The sequence below is a fragment of the Kribbella sp. NPDC051952 genome (assembly GCF_040680855.1).
Lineage (GTDB): Bacteria > Actinomycetota > Actinomycetes > Propionibacteriales > Kribbellaceae > Kribbella.
Genome location: NZ_JBFAXQ010000002.1, coordinates 110601 through 126918 on the forward strand (window position 1 = coordinate 110601; position 16318 = coordinate 126918).

At 68.8% G+C, this 16318-nt stretch carries 20 protein-coding genes; 11 read left to right on the top strand and 9 right to left on the bottom strand.

The window, feature by feature from the left end; genetic code table 11:
* Positions 1-44 precede the first annotated feature (44 nt).
* A complete protein-coding gene (locus AB0L70_RS05160; protein WP_363680189.1) occupies positions 45-674 on the top strand; it encodes an HNH endonuclease family protein in 630 nt (209 codons plus the stop codon).
* A gap of 1 nt (position 675) precedes the next feature.
* Here AB0L70_RS05160 and AB0L70_RS05165 read toward each other — a convergent pair whose 3' ends face one another.
* Entirely contained in the window at positions 676-1623 is a 948-nt protein-coding gene (locus AB0L70_RS05165; protein WP_363680191.1) for a helix-turn-helix transcriptional regulator, read from the bottom strand.
* 266 nt (positions 1624-1889) lie between these two features.
* On the opposite strand from AB0L70_RS05165, the gene AB0L70_RS05170 reads away from it, so the two are divergent.
* Complete coding sequence (locus tag AB0L70_RS05170; protein ID WP_363680193.1) at positions 1890-3305, top strand: APC family permease; 1416 nt, start codon at positions 1890-1892, stop codon at positions 3303-3305.
* Here AB0L70_RS05170 and AB0L70_RS05175 read toward each other — a convergent pair.
* On the bottom strand, positions 3247-4446 hold the full coding sequence (locus tag AB0L70_RS05175) for a Cmx/CmrA family chloramphenicol efflux MFS transporter (RefSeq protein ID WP_363680195.1): 1200 nt from the start codon (positions 4444-4446) through the stop codon (positions 3247-3249). The genes AB0L70_RS05170 and AB0L70_RS05175 overlap by 59 nt on opposite strands.
* A 110-nt stretch (positions 4447-4556) precedes the next feature.
* On the opposite strand from AB0L70_RS05175, the gene AB0L70_RS05180 reads away from it, so the two are divergent.
* Positions 4557-5180, top strand: a complete 624-nt coding sequence (locus AB0L70_RS05180; RefSeq protein WP_363680197.1) for a rhomboid family intramembrane serine protease — start codon at positions 4557-4559, stop codon at positions 5178-5180.
* Here AB0L70_RS05180 and AB0L70_RS05185 read toward each other — a convergent pair.
* On the bottom strand, positions 5173-6093 hold the full coding sequence (locus AB0L70_RS05185) for a serine/threonine dehydratase (RefSeq protein WP_363680199.1): 921 nt from the start codon (positions 6091-6093) through the stop codon (positions 5173-5175). The two genes, AB0L70_RS05180 and AB0L70_RS05185, sit on opposite strands and share 8 nt — an antisense overlap.
* A gap of 49 nt (positions 6094-6142) precedes the next feature.
* Here AB0L70_RS05185 and AB0L70_RS05190 point away from each other — a divergent pair, with 49 nt between their 5' ends.
* Complete coding sequence (locus tag AB0L70_RS05190) at positions 6143-8047, top strand: propionyl-CoA synthetase (protein WP_363680201.1); 1905 nt, start codon at positions 6143-6145, stop codon at positions 8045-8047.
* Here AB0L70_RS05190 and AB0L70_RS05195 read toward each other — a convergent pair.
* Complete coding sequence (locus AB0L70_RS05195) at positions 7994-8776, bottom strand: alpha/beta fold hydrolase (RefSeq protein ID WP_363680203.1); 783 nt, start codon at positions 8774-8776, stop codon at positions 7994-7996. The two genes, AB0L70_RS05190 and AB0L70_RS05195, sit on opposite strands and share 54 nt — an antisense overlap.
* Before the next feature lie 56 nt (positions 8777-8832).
* On the opposite strand from AB0L70_RS05195, the gene AB0L70_RS05200 reads away from it, so the two are divergent.
* Genes AB0L70_RS05200 through AB0L70_RS05210 form a run of 3 tightly spaced genes read left to right on the top strand, consistent with a single transcriptional unit; the run spans position 8833 to position 10428 of the window.
* On the top strand, positions 8833-9483 hold the full coding sequence (locus tag AB0L70_RS05200) for an SDR family oxidoreductase (RefSeq protein ID WP_363680205.1): 651 nt from the start codon (positions 8833-8835) through the stop codon (positions 9481-9483).
* 30 nt (positions 9484-9513) lie between these two features.
* A complete protein-coding gene (locus AB0L70_RS05205; RefSeq protein WP_363680206.1) occupies positions 9514-9948 on the top strand; it encodes an OsmC family protein in 435 nt (144 codons plus the stop codon).
* A 48-nt stretch (positions 9949-9996) separates the two neighbouring features.
* On the top strand, positions 9997-10428 hold the full coding sequence (locus AB0L70_RS05210; RefSeq protein ID WP_363680209.1) for a helix-turn-helix domain-containing protein: 432 nt from the start codon (positions 9997-9999) through the stop codon (positions 10426-10428).
* Here AB0L70_RS05210 and AB0L70_RS05215 read toward each other — a convergent pair.
* The 3 genes from AB0L70_RS05215 to AB0L70_RS05225 are packed head-to-tail and all read right to left on the bottom strand — an operon-like array spanning position 10393 to position 12512.
* Positions 10393-11193, bottom strand: coding sequence for a sugar nucleotide-binding protein (locus AB0L70_RS05215; protein ID WP_363680211.1), 801 nt, complete (start codon positions 11191-11193; stop codon positions 10393-10395). The two genes, AB0L70_RS05210 and AB0L70_RS05215, sit on opposite strands and share 36 nt — an antisense overlap.
* A complete protein-coding gene (locus AB0L70_RS05220) occupies positions 11190-12032 on the bottom strand; it encodes a hypothetical protein (protein ID WP_363680213.1) in 843 nt (280 codons plus the stop codon). Before AB0L70_RS05220 ends, AB0L70_RS05215 begins: the two co-directional genes overlap by 4 nt.
* Positions 12033-12059: 27 nt before the next feature.
* Positions 12060-12512 carry an Lrp/AsnC family transcriptional regulator gene (locus tag AB0L70_RS05225; RefSeq protein ID WP_363680215.1) on the bottom strand — a complete coding sequence of 151 codons (453 nt, stop codon included), beginning with the start codon at positions 12510-12512 and terminating at the stop codon, positions 12060-12062.
* Between the two features lie 94 nt (positions 12513-12606).
* Between AB0L70_RS05225 and AB0L70_RS05230 the strand changes: the two genes are divergently transcribed.
* Positions 12607-13440: an LLM class flavin-dependent oxidoreductase gene (locus AB0L70_RS05230; protein WP_363680217.1), complete on the top strand. Its 834-nt coding sequence runs from the start codon at positions 12607-12609 to the stop codon at positions 13438-13440.
* A gap of 11 nt (positions 13441-13451) precedes the next feature.
* Positions 13452-13877 (top strand): nucleoside deaminase, encoded by a 426-nt coding sequence (locus AB0L70_RS05235; protein ID WP_363680219.1) that lies wholly within the window; start codon positions 13452-13454, stop codon positions 13875-13877.
* A 1-nt stretch (position 13878) separates the two neighbouring features.
* Here AB0L70_RS05235 and AB0L70_RS05240 read toward each other — a convergent pair whose 3' ends face one another.
* Positions 13879-14415, bottom strand: a complete 537-nt coding sequence (locus AB0L70_RS05240; RefSeq protein ID WP_363680221.1) for a hypothetical protein — start codon at positions 14413-14415, stop codon at positions 13879-13881.
* A 6-nt stretch (positions 14416-14421) separates the two neighbouring features.
* On the opposite strand from AB0L70_RS05240, the gene AB0L70_RS05245 reads away from it, so the two are divergent.
* Both AB0L70_RS05245 and AB0L70_RS05250 read left to right on the top strand, forming a co-directional pair.
* A complete protein-coding gene (locus AB0L70_RS05245) occupies positions 14422-14823 on the top strand; it encodes a hypothetical protein (protein WP_363680223.1) in 402 nt (133 codons plus the stop codon).
* Positions 14824-14906: 83 nt separating this feature from the next.
* Positions 14907-15341, top strand: coding sequence for a GNAT family N-acetyltransferase (locus AB0L70_RS05250; RefSeq protein ID WP_363680225.1), 435 nt, complete (start codon positions 14907-14909; stop codon positions 15339-15341).
* Here AB0L70_RS05250 and AB0L70_RS05255 read toward each other — a convergent pair.
* On the bottom strand, positions 15323-16270 hold the full coding sequence (locus AB0L70_RS05255; protein WP_363680226.1) for a WYL domain-containing protein: 948 nt from the start codon (positions 16268-16270) through the stop codon (positions 15323-15325). The genes AB0L70_RS05250 and AB0L70_RS05255 overlap by 19 nt on opposite strands.
* Between the last annotated feature and the right edge of the window lie 48 nt (positions 16271-16318).

Below are 16318 nucleotides of genomic sequence, written 5' to 3' on the forward strand. Positions count from 1 at the left end.
GCACGTCAGGGGGGACCCCGCCCCAACCCTCGGAGGCCTGACCCATGCGACGCACCATCACTGCTGCCCTCACGGCACTAGCCGCGATCGCAGCCTGGACCCTCAGCGCCAGTTCGGCGCTGGCCTACCCGCCGGACCCGCCCGCGGCCAGTACGGCGGCCACCCAACTGGCGAGCCTCACCGTGAAGACGGAAGGCTCGACGAGTGGCTACAGCCGCGACCTCTTCCCGCACTGGATCACCCAGTCCGGAAGCTGCGACACCCGTGAACAGGTGCTGAAGCGCGACGGCACCGGTGTCACCGTCGACAGCAGCTGCCAGCCGACGGCCGGCCGCTGGTACAGCGTGTACGACTCGACATACGTGGAGACGTCCTCGGGTGTCGACATCGACCACATCGTGCCGCTCGCCGAGGCGTGGAAGTCCGGTGCGAACGCCTGGACGACCGCACGCCGGCAGGAGTTCGCCAACAACCTCACCATCGCGCAGCTGATCGCGGTCTCCGCGTCGAGCAACCGGTCGAAGGGTGACAGCGACCCGTCCGAGTGGCAGCCGCCGAACGCGTCGGTGCACTGCATCTACGCACGCGAGTGGATCTGGGTGAAGTACACCTATGGCCTGTCGCTGCAGGCGGCTGAGAAGACGGCGTTGCAGCAGATGCTCGGCACCTGCTGAGTCATTCCTCCAGCAGATGGCGGCGCTGGGCGTGGATTCCGGCCTGGAACCGGGTCCGCGCACCCAGCGCCTCCATCAGCTCGGCCACCCGCCGCCCGACCGTCCGGCTGCTCAACCCGAGCTGCCGCGCGATCGCGTCGTCCTTGAACCCGGCGGCGAGCAACGTCATCAGCCGGGCATCGGTGGGATCGGCCTTGACCGGCGGCACGACCGGCACCGCCTGGTTCCACAACAGCGTGAACATCTCGATCAGCGCGTCGAGCAGCGCACACGGATGTACGACGAGCGCACTGTCGACCAGCTGATCCACCGACAGCGGCAGCAGCGCGATCCGGCGGTCGAACACGGCCAACTTCATCGGCACCCGCGGATGGACCCGGGACGTCTCCCCGGCGTCCGCCGCGCTGTACGCCTCGTCCACCCCGCCCGGAATGTTCAGCGAATCGGGGGAGTAGATGCCCTGGACAACCACGCCTTCGGTGAGCAGGCCACGGACCTTCGGGTCGGACTCGCCGGGCCGGGAGGCGTACGGCGGCCGGTCCAGCACGAGCAGCTGATCACGCGTACCGGCGAGCAACTGCGCGAACCGGGCCGCGATCGCCTCCTGGCCGACGATCACCTCGACCAGGTTCTCCGGCCGGTGCTGCTCCTGGGCGTGGACCTCGGACAGCAACACCCGGGCCTCCGCGCGGACACGGTCGAGCTCAGCACGTCGTACGGCGACCAACCCGTCGACGGCCACGTCCGGACGGGTCGGCAGCAGCCGCGGCGGATGGTCAGAGGTGGTGGTGAGCAGGCCGAGCGACTCCAGCCGGTCGACGGTCGCGGCGACCTCGCGCTCATCACGATCGAGGAGTTTGGCCAGCTCGGGGACGCCGCAGCCGGACGCCGTCAGCAGGGCGCGGTACGCCTCCTCGTCGGGTGGCTCCACCCCTACCGACTCCAGCACGCATCCTCCCCAGACCGGATTCTGGACAGGCTATCTCGTCCGCTGGACCAAGGTGGAGTCCTTTTCCGCCCGGTGGCGACTTCGCGACATGTCCGGGATACGTCAACGCGCCCCCTGGTGCGGATGACCTCAGGTTGGGGTATGCCTGACATGCCGGGCGCGCGCGGACCGGACAGGGGACGCCCGGTCAAGCCTCAACGCGCGCGCCCCGCCTCATCTGATGGGACCATGTCACCTACGTGACGCACCGATCCCAGGGAGGCACGATGAGTGAGAGCACTGCCGCCGCCGAAGCAGCCACCGGTGAGCGACCTGAACTCAAGCGGGTAATGGGACCAGGACTGCTGCTGCTGTTTGTCGTCGGCGACATCCTCGGCACCGGTGTCTACGCATTGACCGGCAAGGTGGCCGGTGAGGTCGGCGGAGCGGTCTGGCTGCCGTTCGTGTGCGCCTTCGTCGTCGCGATGCTGACCGCGACCAGCTACCTGGAGCTCGTCACGAAGTACCCGAAGGCCGGCGGCGCCGCGGTCTACACGCACAAGGCGTTCGGCGTGCACTTCCTGACCTTCCTGCTCACCTTCGCGGTGATGTGCTCCGGCCTGACCTCGGCCTCGAGCGCGTCGAAGGCGTTTGCGGCGAACTTCTTCTCCGCCGCCGACATCGACCCCGAGCGTGGGTCGCTGCTGATGATCACCGCCCTCGCGTTCATGACACTGATCGCGTTGGTCAACCTGCGCGGTGTCGGCGAGAGCGTCAAGGCGAACGTCGTCCTGACCCTGGTCGAGCTGAGCGGTCTGCTGATCGTCATCGGTATCGGCGCCTGGGCACTGCTCGGCGGCGACGGCGACACCTCCCGGCTGACCGAGTTCAACGTCCCGGACGGTGAGTCGCCGTTCGGCGCGGTCACCGCCGCGACCGCATTGGCGTTCTTCGCGATGGTCGGCTTCGAGGACTCGGTGAACATGGCCGAGGAGACCAAGGACCCGGTCAAGATCTTCCCGAAGATGATGCTGATCGGCCTGAGCGTCACCGGCGTCATCTACGTCCTGGTCGCGATCTCGGCGGTCGCACTGGTCTCACCCGAGGAGCTGAACAAGGGCGCCACGCCCCTGCTGAAGGTCGTGCAGGCCGGTGCGCCGGGCTTCCCGCTCGAGGTGTTCGCCTGGATCACCATGTTCGCGGTCGCGAACTCGGCGCTGATCAACATGCTGATGGCCAGCCGCCTGCTGTACGGGATGTCGCACGAGCGGGTGCTCCCCGGGCCGCTCGGCCGCGTGCTCCGCAAGCGGCGGACGCCGTACATCGCGATCCTGTTCACCACGCTGCTCGCGTTCGCACTGATCGGGTACGCCGATCTGGCCGCGCTCGGCGGGACGACGGCGTTCCTGCTGTTGTGCGTGTTCGCGATCGTGAACGTGGCGGTGTTGGTGTTGCGCCGGGACCGGGTCGAGCACAAGCACTTCCACGCGCCGACCGCGTTGCCAGTGATCGGCGTCGTACTGTGCGTCTACCTGGCCAGCCCGCTGTCCGGCCGGGCGTCGGGCGACTACAAGATCGCCGGCTGGCTGATGGTGGTCGGCGTCGTGCTGTGGGCGATCACGTGGGTGCTGAACAAGTACGTGTTCAAGCGGCACGCCGATTTCGACCCGTCGCATCTCGATCCGCAGGGTCCGGTGAACTGACCGGCAGGAACGCCGCGACCAGAACCGTCGCGAGGGCCGCGAGCCCGGTGGCGACCGCGATCCAGCCGAGTGCGGGGTAGTCCGCACCGGCGCCGAGCGCGAGCCCACCGAGCCACGGCCCGACGGTGATGCCGACGTTGAACGCGGAGAAGTTCGTTGCCGTCGCCAACGTCGGCGCGTCGCCGGCCAGGCTGAACACGCGGGCGTTGAGCGCCGGGTTGGTCGCGAAACCGAAACCCCCGAGCAGCGCGGCGATCGCAATCGCGGCCGCCGGAATCGACGCGGTGAACGCGAGTACGGCCGACAGCACGACCAGACCGGTGATCCCGGTGAAGAGGGTGTGGAACGGCAGCGCGTCCGCGAACCGGCCACCGATCGTGATGCCGATGAACGAGCCGAGGCCGTACAGCGCGAGTACGCCGGGGACCGCACCTGGCTTGAGCCCGGTCGTGTCGATGAGCAGGGGAGCGAGGTAGCTGAAGACGACCAGGATCGTTGCGGTCACCAACGCCGTCGTGCCGAACGCGAGCCACAGCCGGGCGTTGGCCAGCGCCCGCAACTCGTCGGGGAGCCGTGGAGCCTTGGCCGGGTCGGGTCGGCCGCCCGGGACGGTCGCGAGCACGCCGGCCATCGCGAGCACACACAGCCCGGCCACGGTCCAGAACGCGGCCTGCCAGCCGAAGTTCTGGCCCAGCACCGTGCCGATCGGGAGGCCGACGATGGTGGCGATCGTGAGTCCGCCGGTGACGATGCTCATCGCCCGGGCCCGGCTGTCCTTCGGTACGAGCGCGACCACCGTGACAGCCGCGACCGACCAGAATCCGGCGTACACGAAGGCGCCGACGACGCGGGTGGCGAGCAGTACGTCGTAGTTCGTGGTGAGAGCGCCCGCGACGTGCGTGAGCGCGAAGATGCCGAGGAACAGCAACAACGCCGTACGCCGGGACCAGGTCAGCGTGACGACCGCGAGGACCGGGGCACCGACGAGCATGCCGACCGCGAACGCCGAGATGAGCAGGCCGGCCGCGGGGATTGAGACGTGCAGATCCGCTGACAGCTCAGGCATCAGCCCGGCCAGCATCAGCTCGGAGGTTCCTTGCGCGAAAATGCTCATGCCGAGCACGTAAACGGCGATCGGCATCGCGTTCCCCCACCCAGTCGACGGCCACGGCCAGTATCTCAGACATCACCCTCTGCTGTCGCCGCGCCTGCCACGGACTGAGACTTGGCCCGATACGGCATCGTTGGGTTATGAGCTCCCAAACACCCGCGAAGCGGACCGGCCGGACGGTCGACACCGCCCGGATCGGCGGTGGGCTGAAGCTGCTCGCCGTGCTGGTCGGGCTGATGTGGCTCAGCGAAGTCATCGACACCGCGCTGCACGGAGACCTCGACAAGTACGGGATCGTCGCGCGCGATCCACAGGGCCTGATCGGCATCGTCACGGCACCGTTCCTGCACCTCGGCTTCGGCCACCTGATCTCGAACACGCTGCCACTGGTCACCCTCGGCGCCTTGATCGCGGTCAGCGGCGCGGCCCGGTTGTTCGCGGTGACCGCGGTCGTCACGGTGATCGGCGGGTTCGGGACCTGGCTGATCTCACCGCCGAACACGATCACGATCGGCGCCAGCGGCCTGGTCTTCGGGTACGCCGCCTACCTGATCGCGCGCGGCCTCTTCAACCGGCGGATCGGCCAGGTGCTCGTCGGCATCCTGGTGATCGTGGTCTGGGGGAGTGCGCTGCTCGGCGGCCTGCTGCCACAGGACGGGATCTCGTGGCAGGGCCACCTGTTCGGCGGTATCTCCGGCATCCTCGCGGCGTGGTTCCTCGCCGACGACAAGCCGGGACGTGGATTGGTCCGACCGGTCAAATGAGCGTGGTGGGGTCCGTGTTCGCTCCGCAAATCACGACGACCACGCGCTCACCGGCGGCCGGCTGGTAGACGCCGGACGTCAGCGCCGCGTAGGCAGCAGCCGCGCCGTGCTCCACGCCCAGGTGGTACGCGTGCCAGAGCTCATTGCGAGCGGCAACGATCTCGTCGTCGCTCACGAGCAGCGACCGTACGCCGTTGTCCTGAACGGCCGCGTACGCGAGATCGCCGACCCGGCGGGCACCGAGTGAGTCGGCCGCGATTCCGGCCACCGGCCCGTCGACCGGCTCGCCGGCTTCGAGCGCCCTGTGCAGGGCCTGCGACAGCTCCGGCTCGACGCCGACGACGCGGGCCTGGTCGCCGATCGCGGTCGCGATGCCCGCGAGCAGACCACCGCCGCCGACCGCGACCAGGACCGTGTCGAAGCCGTCGACCTGGTCGAGCAGTTCCAGGCCGACGGTGCCCTGACCGGCGACGACCTCCGGCTGGTCGTAGGCGTGCAGCAGCAGTGCGCCGGACTCGTCGCGCGCTTCGACGGCCGCCAGGTAGGCCTCGGCGTACTCGGTGCCGATCTGGACCACCTCTGCCTCGAGCTTGTGCAGTTTGGCGACCTTCGGCGCGGGGGCGTTCGCCGGGACGAAGATCCGCGCGTGGACGCCGAGTCCGCGGGCTGCGTACGCCGCCGCGAGTCCCGCGTTGCCGCCGGAGGCCGCGACGATGCCCTGTCCGGTGAGTTCACCGGATTCCTTGGCACTGAGCAGTCGGTTGAACGCCCCTCGGGGCTTGAACGATCCGGTGTGCTGCAGGTGCTCCAACTTGAACGTGAGCCCCGAGGCCACCTCGATCACCGGGGTACGCCGTACCCGTCCGGCAATCCGCTCCGCCGCGGCCCGAACCTCGTCCACTCTTACCGTCATGGCCCTAACCCTGCCACGATGATGACCAGTCTTTGAATGGAGCCACCAGATGGGCGCGTACGACGAGAGCTATCGGCGGAGTCTCGCGGATCCCGAGGGATTCTGGCTGGAGGCGGCGGAGGCGATCAGCTGGAGTTCGCCGCCGACCCGGGCACTCGACTCCTCGAACGCACCGATCTATCGCTGGTTCCCGGACGGCTCACTGAACACGTCGTACAACGCTCTCGACCGGCACGTCGAGTCGGGGCACGGGGATCGGACCGCGCTGATCTACGACTCGCCGGTCACCGGGACGGGACGCTCGTACACCTATGCGGAGCTGCGGGACGACGTCGCGCGGTTCGCCGGCGGGCTCGCCTCGCTCGGGGTCGGGAAGGGCGATCGGGTCATCGTCTACCTCCCGATGGTGCCGGAGGCCGTGGTCGCGATGCTCGCGTGTGCGCGGCTCGGGGCGATCCACTCGGTGGTGTTCGGCGGGTTCGCACCGAAAGAGCTCGCGGCCCGGATCGACGACGCGACGCCGCGTGTGATCATCGCCGCATCGTGCGGGATCGAGCCGACGCGGGTGGTCGAGTACAAGCCGATCATCGACGCGGCGCTCGAGCTCACCCAGCACCAGCCCGAGCACACGATCGTCCTGCAGCGCCCGGAGGCTCTCGCCAAGCTGGGTGAGAACGATCTGGACTGGACCACGGTCGCCACCGCGGCCGAGCCGGTCGGATCGGTCGACGTTGCGGCGACCGATCCGCTCTACATCCTCTACACGTCCGGTACGACGGGGAAGCCGAAGGGCGTCGTCCGTGACAACGGCGGCCACGCGGTCGCACTGAGCTGGTCCATGCGCGCCGTCTACGACATCGGCCCGGGCGACGTGTGGTGGACGGCCTCCGACGTCGGCTGGGTGGTCGGCCACTCGTACATCGTCTATGCCCCGCTCCTGGTCGGCGCCACGACCGTCCTCTACGAAGGCAAGCCAATCGGTACGCCGGACGCCGGTGCGTTCTGGCGGGTCATCTCCGAGCATGGCGCGAAGGCTCTGTTCACCGCTCCGACGGCGATCCGTGCGATCAAGAAGGTCGACCCGTCGGCCGCGGAGGTGGCGAAGTACCCGCTGGATACGTTCGGCACGCTGTTCCTGGCGGGGGAGCGGACCGACCCCGAGACGTACCACTGGGCTCGCGAGCATCTCGGCGTACCGGTCGTCGACCACTGGTGGCAGACCGAGACCGGGTGGGCGATCGTGGCCAACCCCCGTGGACTCGAACAGCTTCCGACGAAGCCGGGCTCGGCCACGGTCCCGATGCCGGGCTGGGACGTGCAGATCCTCGGAGCCGACGGCAAGCAGCTCCTCCCGAACGAAGAGGGCGCGATCGCGATCAAGCTCCCGCTGCCGCCGGGTGCGCTTCCGACTCTGTGGGGCGACGACCAGCGCTACATCGACAACTACCTCAGCCAGTACGACGGCTACTACCTGACCGGCGACTCGGGCTATCGGGACGAGGACGGGTACGTGTTCGTGATGGGCCGGACCGACGACGTGATCAACGTGGCCGGGCATCGATTGTCCACAGGCAGCATGGAGGCGGTCCTCGCGTCACATCCGGCCGTCGCGGAGTGCGCGGTGATCGGAGTGCACGACCCGTTGAAGGGACAGTTGCCGCGCGGTCTCGTCGTACTCAAGGCCGGGGTCGAGATCTCCGAGGACGTGCTGCGCGAGGAGTTGGTGGCCGCCGTACGACGGGACATCGGGCCGGTGGCGGCATTCCGGGACGTGTCCGTGGTGGACGGGCTGCCGAAGACCCGGTCGGGGAAGATCCTGCGCAAGACGATGCGTGGGATCGCCGACGGCCGGGACGAGCCGGTCCCGTCGACGATCGAGGACGCCGCCGTACTGGATGCGCTACGGCCGATCCTGCGTTCGGAGAAAGTCGAGGACGAGCGGGCCGGCGACTGAGTGGAACTCGTGGAAGTACGCGTGCCGCGCGCCGGCGATCAGCTCGGCACGTGCCCGCGGGATGCGGTCGGCCAGGAGTTGGGCGTTGGCGGCCGGGCTGAAGATGTCGTCCGATCCGTGCAGGATGAGCGTCGGCGCGGTGATGGTCGGCAGGCCGTCCCAGGCGTCGTGCTTGTTGCTCGCGACCAGGTGACGGCGCTTCGCGTACGCCGGCATCGTCGTGTCCCCGAGGACCGGGTACGGGCCGGGGTTCGCGGCCAGCCACGCCGGGGTGTACATCAGGTCGAGCAGGACCCGGTCGGTCCGAGCCGGGTCGGCGAGAGCGCGGCGGATCTCCTGGCTGCGTTCGTACCCGTGTTTCGCGCCGGGCGACGTGCAGCCGAGGACGAGTGCCTGCAGCCGGTCGGGATGGTTGATCGCGATCCACTGGGCGACGCGGCCGCCCATCGAGGTGCCGTAGATGTGCGCCGCCGGCAGGCCGAGGGCGTCGAGCACCGCGACCACGTCGTCGGCGAAGCCGGGTGTGCTGTAGACCTCATCCGGCTTGTCGCTGTCCCCGGTCCCGCGCCAGTCCAGCGTGATCGTCCGGTACGACGCCTCGAAATCGGCGCGGACGGGATCCCACCAATGGTGGTTGTTGGACTGCCCGGCGAGCAGGACCAATGGTTGCCCTACGCCACCAACCTGGAAGGCGATCCGGGTCCCGTCGGCGGTCCTTGCGTGCGGCACGGGAGCAGTCTGCCCGATTCCGTCGGCATGGTTCGGTCGCGGGTTAGGCTGCAGGTATGCGAGTCGTCATTGCGGGTGGCCATGGACAGATCGCGTTGCGGCTGACGAAGGTGCTGAGTGGTGACGGGCACGAAGTCGTCGGGCTGGTGCGGAATCCCGACCACGAGGCCGACCTCGCCGCGGCCGGCGGGCAGGCCGCCGTACTCGATCTGGAGCAGGCCGATGCCGCAGCGGTGGCCGGCGTACTGGCTGGTGCCGATGTCGCCATCTTCGCGGCCGGTGCCGGTCCGGGCAGCGGGAACGCGCGGAAGGACACGGTCGACCGTGGCGCCGCCGCACTGTTCGCGGACGCCGCCGAGCAGGCCGGCGTACGGCGTCACATCCAGGTCGGATCGATGGGCGCCGACACGGCCGACTCGCTGAACGACGACGAGACCTTCACCGTGTACCTGAAGGCGAAGTGGGCCGCCGAGGAGGATCTGCGGGCGCGGGATCTCGACTGGACGATCCTGCGACCGGGCGGCCTGACCAACGACGCCGGCACCGGACAGGTGCTGCTCGCGGACAAGACCGGCTACGGAAAGATCACCCGCGACGATGTGGCGCTGGTGCTTGCCGGCCTCTGCAACACCCCGGCCTCGATCGGCCGAACCCTGGAACTCATCGCCGGAGACACTCCGGTCGGTGAGGCGTTGAACAATCTCTGACGTTGCCACGAGCAACAGAATGTGATGGATATGAGCGACAGTCTCCGGCAGGTGGAGTTCGAGCGCCTGACGAACAGCAGCTACGAGGTCCGCAACGTGCGCGGCGGCAGCATCCGGGTCGGCTCCGGTGGCGCGGACACCGACTTCACCCCGGTCGAGCTGCTGCTGGCGGCGATCGGCACCTGTTCGGCGATCGATGTCGACGTCGTGGTCAGCCGCCGGTCCGAGCCGACCGAGTTCCGCGCGGTGGTCCGCGCCGACAAGGTCCGCGACGCCGAGGAGGGCAACCGGATGGAGAACCTCGCGGTCGAGTTCACCGTCCGCTTTCCCGCGGGCGAGGACGGCGACAAGGCCCGCGAGGCGCTACCCCGCGCGGTGAAGATGTCGCACGACCGGCTGTGCACGGTCAGCCGCACGGTCGAGCTCGGCACGCCGGTCACCACCACGGTCAACGACGCCGACTGAGCGGTTACATCAGGCTGGATACATCTAGCCGGATGTAGATTGGCGCGGGTGAACGGAGTCGATCTGTACCTGCTCGGCCGCGCCCTGATGAAGATCGGCGAAGAAGCCCTGCCCGAGCCTCCGAGCGGCGAGGGCAGGTACGCCGGCAGCGCCCGGATGGTGCTGATCGTGGCCAGCGACATCGCCGAACACCCGGACACTGCGGTGGGGGAGATCGCTAGACGCACCGGCCTCCCGCAGAGCCAGGTCTCCACGGCGATCGCGCGGCTGAAGGAGGCGGGCGCGGTCTTCACAACATCCGACCCCGCCGACCGTCGCCGCGCCTTGGTCACCGGGACGACCGACAGCCTTGCCGAGCTCCGCGCGACCACGATCTCCCCGGCCTTGACCGCAGCCCTCGATGATCCGAAGCGGGAGGCTGAGGTGACCGAGCTGCTCGAACAGCTAGCCCGCGTTCTGCTTCCGGACCGCAAGATCTAGGAACTCGGCCGGCGCGCGGAGACGGGTCGTCAGCAGTTGCTGCGTACGGCGGGCGTCCAGGCGGATGTTCGAGGACTCGCCGGGGGTGAAGGTGAGGCGGTCGGGGTCCAGGCCGTCCCGGATGGCGATCAGGCGGCCCAGGTCGTAGCGGGTGAGCGGCTGGGGACCGGCGATGTGGGCGACGCCGGTGTGGGCGGAGGTCAGGAGCTCGAGCAGGGCTGCGGCCAGGTCGGCGACGTGGACCGGGCAGCGGATGTTGCCGCTGTACAGGGAGCCGGGACGGCCGGCCGCGAGGTCATGGACGAGGCGCTCAGTGGCCGACTGACCGTCGTCGCCGACGATGATCGACGTCCGCGCGATCACAGCCGACGGATCGATCGCCCGGACCGCGGTCTCGGCGGCCGCCTTCGCCGCGCCGTAGGTCGTATCCGGGCAGGGCGGCTCGTCTTCGTCGTACGGCGTATCCCGGCCGCGGAACACCGCGTCACTCGAGACGAACACCAACCGCGCACCCCGCGCGGCGACCGCGATATTGGCAGCGCCGTGAGCCGTGGTCGCCCAGTCGGACTGCTTGTACGCGGCGTGGATGATCCCGTCCGGCCGGACCTGACGGAGTACGTCCAGCACCTGGTCCAGTCGACGTACATCCAGCTGCACCCCGCCCGGTACTGGCTGGGAGTGGTACGTCGGTACCACTTCGTGCTCGGCCAATCGCAGCAGCTCGTTCCCCAGCAACCCAGCGGCCCCAGTGACGAGCAGCCTCACCCGTTCAGCCTACGCCGCTCCAGCCGCCAGCCGGCAGTACGCGTACTCCGCTTGACCTCACCCACGGTCCGCACCTTGCGTGGTGTCATCCATGACTGTGACGGCTTGTGCAGCATCCACCCGCCCCCGATCGTGATCGCCGCGTGCTGCACTGCATACCCACCATCACGCCAAACGAACACAGTCCCGGGTACGTTGTCCCTCCCGCCCGCCGTAGTGTTCTCCGCCAGCCACTCCTCGAACGGCTCCCGCAGCATCCACACGTCCTCGGCCCCGGCGACCCCGCACGCGGCCATCACCGTCCCGAAGCAGTTCGGCCCGCTCCCGTCCGGAAACGTCCCGGCCAACTCACGGACTCGCGGCAAATCGGCCGGCCACTGGCGAACCTCCGCATGCCGGCTCGGTCCCAGGTCCTCGCTCACGATCAACGGCAGGACAGCGGCAGCATTGTGCAGCAACGACTTCCACCAGACGAACCGATGCCCGTCAGCCTGCTGACGGATCGCCGGCCCGAGCACGCCCGACCACCTGTGCACCGTCGGAACCGCAGCGCGATCATGCTGCACCTGAGCCCGCACCAACGCGGCCCGAGTCGCCTTCGGCAGTGCTGCGAACGACGCCTCGTCCAGCCAGCTCACCCGCACAGCCGATCCGTCAATGCCGTACACGCGATAGGTGTCACGCTGTTCCGCGGTCGGCTGCCGGTCGTCGTCCAGTGGCAGTTCCCAGTCGGCTGCCTGCCTCGGCGTCAGGAAGAACGGCTGCTCATCGGGCGCGAGCCAGTCGACCCAACGCTGCAGGAGACCGGGGGAGACGGGGATACCGAGGACGGTCAGCACGCGGTAACGCTCTCATCCGGTGCCGACTCAGGCCACTGGCTTTCCCGGCCCGCGATACGGCTGCGTCTGCGAGTACACCAGATTGGTCGTCGTACTGCCGAACTCGGTCAGCTCGTTCACGAGCTCCTCGAGATGCGGCATCGACGCCGCCGCGACCTTCAACGTGTAGCAGTCGTCACCTGTGGTCCGCAGGCACTCGAGGATCTCGGTCCGTTCCTTCAGCAGCTGATGGAGCGGCGCGTGCTTGTTGCCCGGGTACTTCAGTCGTACGACGGCCAGCACCGGATAACCGACCTTCGTCAGGTCCACATCGGCGCGGTAGGCCTTGATCACGCCGATCGTCTCGAGGCGCCGTACCCGCTCGGTCGTCGCGGAGGCGCTGAGGTTCACCCGGCGGCCGAGCTCGGTCAGCGACATCCGGGCGTCGTCCTGCAGCTCGGCCAGGATGGCCCAGTCGGTCGAATCGAGACTCTCGGCCATACGGGCAATCTACCGGTGATTCCCCGGTGGAGACCATCGGACGCCGGGAGGAATCTCTTCAACACCGGCATCCCGCCTGGATAGCCTTGAGCCCGTGGAAATCGGTGTGAACGTCCCCAACTTCGGCCCAGGCACGAACCCGGCCCGACTGCGCGACTGGGCGCAGGTCGTCGAAGGCCTGGGCTACGACTTGCTGATGGTGTCCGACCACGTCGCGATCACCGAGGACGTCGCGGCGCAGTACCCGGCACCGTTCTACGAGCCGTTCACGACGCTGAGCTGGCTCGCCGGGATCACCCAGCGGGTCAAGCTCGGGACCACCGTACTGATCGCGCCGTACCGGCATCCGTTGCTGGTGGCAAGGATGGCGGCGAACCTCGACCAGCTCAGCGGCGGCCGGCTCGTCCTCGGTGTCGGGGTCGGCTGGGCTAGGCAGGAGTTCGAGGCCCTCGGCGCTCGCCTCGAAGACCGCGGCCGAGACACCGACCGGATGCTGGCGGAGCTCCAGCGCGCGTGGGCCGACAAGGCGGACTACGGGGACGTGATGATCCCCATCTGGGTCGGCGGCGCTAGCCCGGCGGCCCTGCGCCGTACCGTACGGTTTGGTACGGCGTGGCATCCGCTGCGGCAACGCCTCGACCAGCTGCGCGCGGGGCTGGATCGGCTGCGGACCACCGCCGCATCGCTCGATCAGCCGGTACCCAGGTTCGCGCCGCGGATCCTGCTCCGGCTCACCCCCGATCCGCTGCCCGACGACGAGCGGATCGCGGGCGAGGGTTCGCTCGAGCAGGTGCTGGCAGATCTCGACGTACTGCGTGAGCTCGGCGCGCAGAGCGTCGTACTGGACCCCTTCGAGGGGGATCCTGCCGAGACCGAACGGCCCGAAGTGGCCTGGCAAGCGCTGGCGACGATCGCCGCGCATCGATGACTGGAGACGAAGTGACCCCCGAAGCAGAAGGATTCCTCCGCCGCGCGATCGCGTTGGCCGCGGCCGCCCGGGAAGCGGGCAACCCGCCGTTCGGCTCGCTGCTGGTCGGACCGGACGGGACCGTCCTGGCCGAGCAGCAGAACACGACCATCACCGACCGCGACGTCAGCTTCCATCCGGAGCTCAAGCTCGCCGTCTGGGCCGCCCGCGAACTCTCACCCGAGCAGGCCGCCGGCACCACGATGTACACGAGCTGCCAGCCCTGCCCGATGTGCGGCGGTGCGCTGGCGCGCTCCGGCCTGGGCCGGGTCGTGTACGCGCTGTCCGGCGACCAGCTCGACGGACTCAAGTCCACCGGCGGCTTCCCCGCCGTACCGCAGGAAGGACCTGCGCTGTACGACGAGGCACGCGTGCCGGTGGACGGGTACTACAGCTGACTCAGACCGGAGCCAGGCAGAGCGTGTATTTGGTAGAACCGCGCTCGTAGACGTACGACGCCTCCGAGCCGGCGAAGTCCTGGCACCGGCTGTCGTCGGTCGAGTCGTCGAGCTTGCCGACGATCCGGTACTCGGCGTCGGACGACGTACAGTCGACGACCTTCACGTCCGGGTTGCCGGAGGTGCCCTTGTTCACCACGCACGAGCCGACATCGGCGTTCGAGGTGGAGTTCAGGTTCGCGAAGACGATCAGCGCGACCACCGCGACGGGGATGATCAGACCGAGGATCGCCGGGCGCTGGAACAGCGGCTTGCCCGGGTTCATCGGCTGACCGGGCCCCGGAGCGGGCTCGGGCAGGCTCTTGAACTTCTGCATCGGGCCGATGTTCATCAGCATCGTGATCGGGTTGACGATCGACGACCCGATACCCCACCAGCCCTGCCACAGGCTCTTCGCCGTCATGTCGCGGACCGAGGCGATCCCGCAGGTGCGGCAGAACGGACCCTGGCGCTTGAGGAACCGCATCAAGATGATCATGCCCTGGTGCCCGCGCACGGTCGCGTCGACCGCCGGGTAGCCACCACAGAACCGGCACTGCTGCTGACCCTGTGGGGCGAACGCCTGCCCCTGCTGCGGGAACGACTGCCCTTGCTGGGAGAAGGACTGTCCCTGCTGCGGGTAGGGCTGGCCCTGCTGGAAGGACTGCTGCTGGTACGGCGCCTGCGGGGGCTGACCGTACTGCTGCTGTCCGGGGTGACCCGGCTGGCCTGGCTGGCCGCTGTACCCCTGGCCTTGCTGAGGCTGGCCCGGCTGTTGCGTCGGCTGCTGGTTCGGCTGGGCGTACTGGGGGAACTGCTCCGGGGGCGGCCCGTAACCGCCCGGCTGACCTGGGTAGGGGTTCTGCGGCGGCTGGGGAGGGGATGTGGTCACGGACGATTCCTGTAACTCGAGGTCGGAACGGAGACGAACTACCGCACCCTACTCACCCCAGTGGTCCACTTGGGCCCTGGTGTGGCACTGTCTCGCCCATGCTCACCATCGGCCCGCTCACCTCTACCGACCGTGACGCCTGGCAGACCCTGTTCGACGGTTACAACGAGTTCTACGGACGCACGATGCCGGCCGAGTTCTTCGACCAGGCCTGGGCCAGATTCCAGCGGGATGTGGAGATCCATGCCCTCGGTGCACACCTCGACGGGCAGCTCGTCGGGATCACGCATTTCCTGACCCACGCGAGTACGACGGCGCCCGATTCCTGTTACCTACAAGACCTTTTCACCGCACCCGAGGCACGCGGCCAGGGCGTCGCGCGAGCGTTGATCGCGGCGGTCACGGACTGGGCTCGCGAGCAAGGGTGCGGGCGGGTCTACTGGTCGACGCACGAGACCAACGCGACCGCTCGCCGCCTCTACGACCAGGTCGCCGAGAACCGCGGGTTCATCCTCTACGTGATTCCGCTGTAGCGGTCGGCGAGCTCGCGGCCGAGGCGGGCGAGCTCGGCCTGGACCTCGGGCGGGTCGGTCACCTCGATCGAGCCGCCCCAACCGGCGAGATGCTGCGCGATCATCAGCGGCGTCGGTGCGGTCACCTTGAGCCGCACCCGGTCGCCGTCCATCCCGTCGACCTCGCACTGCCGCCCAAGCCGATCCTGCATCACCCACACGAACCGTTCGTCCATCAGTACGGTCGCCGTCAGCCCGGAGCGCCGTTCCTCCATCCGGTCGACGATCTCGTTCCAGACGGTGGACAGGTCGAAGTCCGCGGGCCGCTCGAACGCTTCCTCGGTCAGGTCGGCCGACACCACTCGCTCGACCCGGAACGTCCGTTGCCCACTGTCGGTCTGCGCGATCAGGTACCAGATGTCGTCCTTGTCCACGAGCCCGAGCGGATCGATCAGCCGCTCGGACGGCTCCCGGCCCCGACCTTGGTAGACCAGTTGCACGCGACGACGTCGTACGACGGCATCCTGCAGTCGGCGTACGAGCTCGGGCTGTTCCTTCACGTGCTCACCCCAGCGGGCCGGGTCGATCACGACCGCCTCCGCCGCGGCTTCGGCATGTTCGCGGAAGGTGCCGGGCAACGCTTGTACGAGCTTGCGGAGCGCGGCCTTCGCGTCCGGGGCGATGGAGGCTGCGGGGCCGACCAGGAGGAACAGTGCCTGGGCCTCGGTGGCGGTGAGTCCGCTGAGATCGGTCCGCGCGCCGCCGATGAGCTGCCAGCCGCCGTTGCGACCGGGCTGTGGATAGACCGGGATGCCGGCAGTCGACAGGGCCTCGAGATCGCGGCGGGCGGTGGCGACGGAGATCTCGAGCTCCTCGGCGAGCTCCGCGGCCGTCACCCGGCCGCGGGCCTGCATGAGGAGCAGTGTCGCCACCAGCCGGTCCGCTCGCATGGACCGATCGTCGCAGAGTAAGCGCTCATCTGGTGAGCACTTATATGT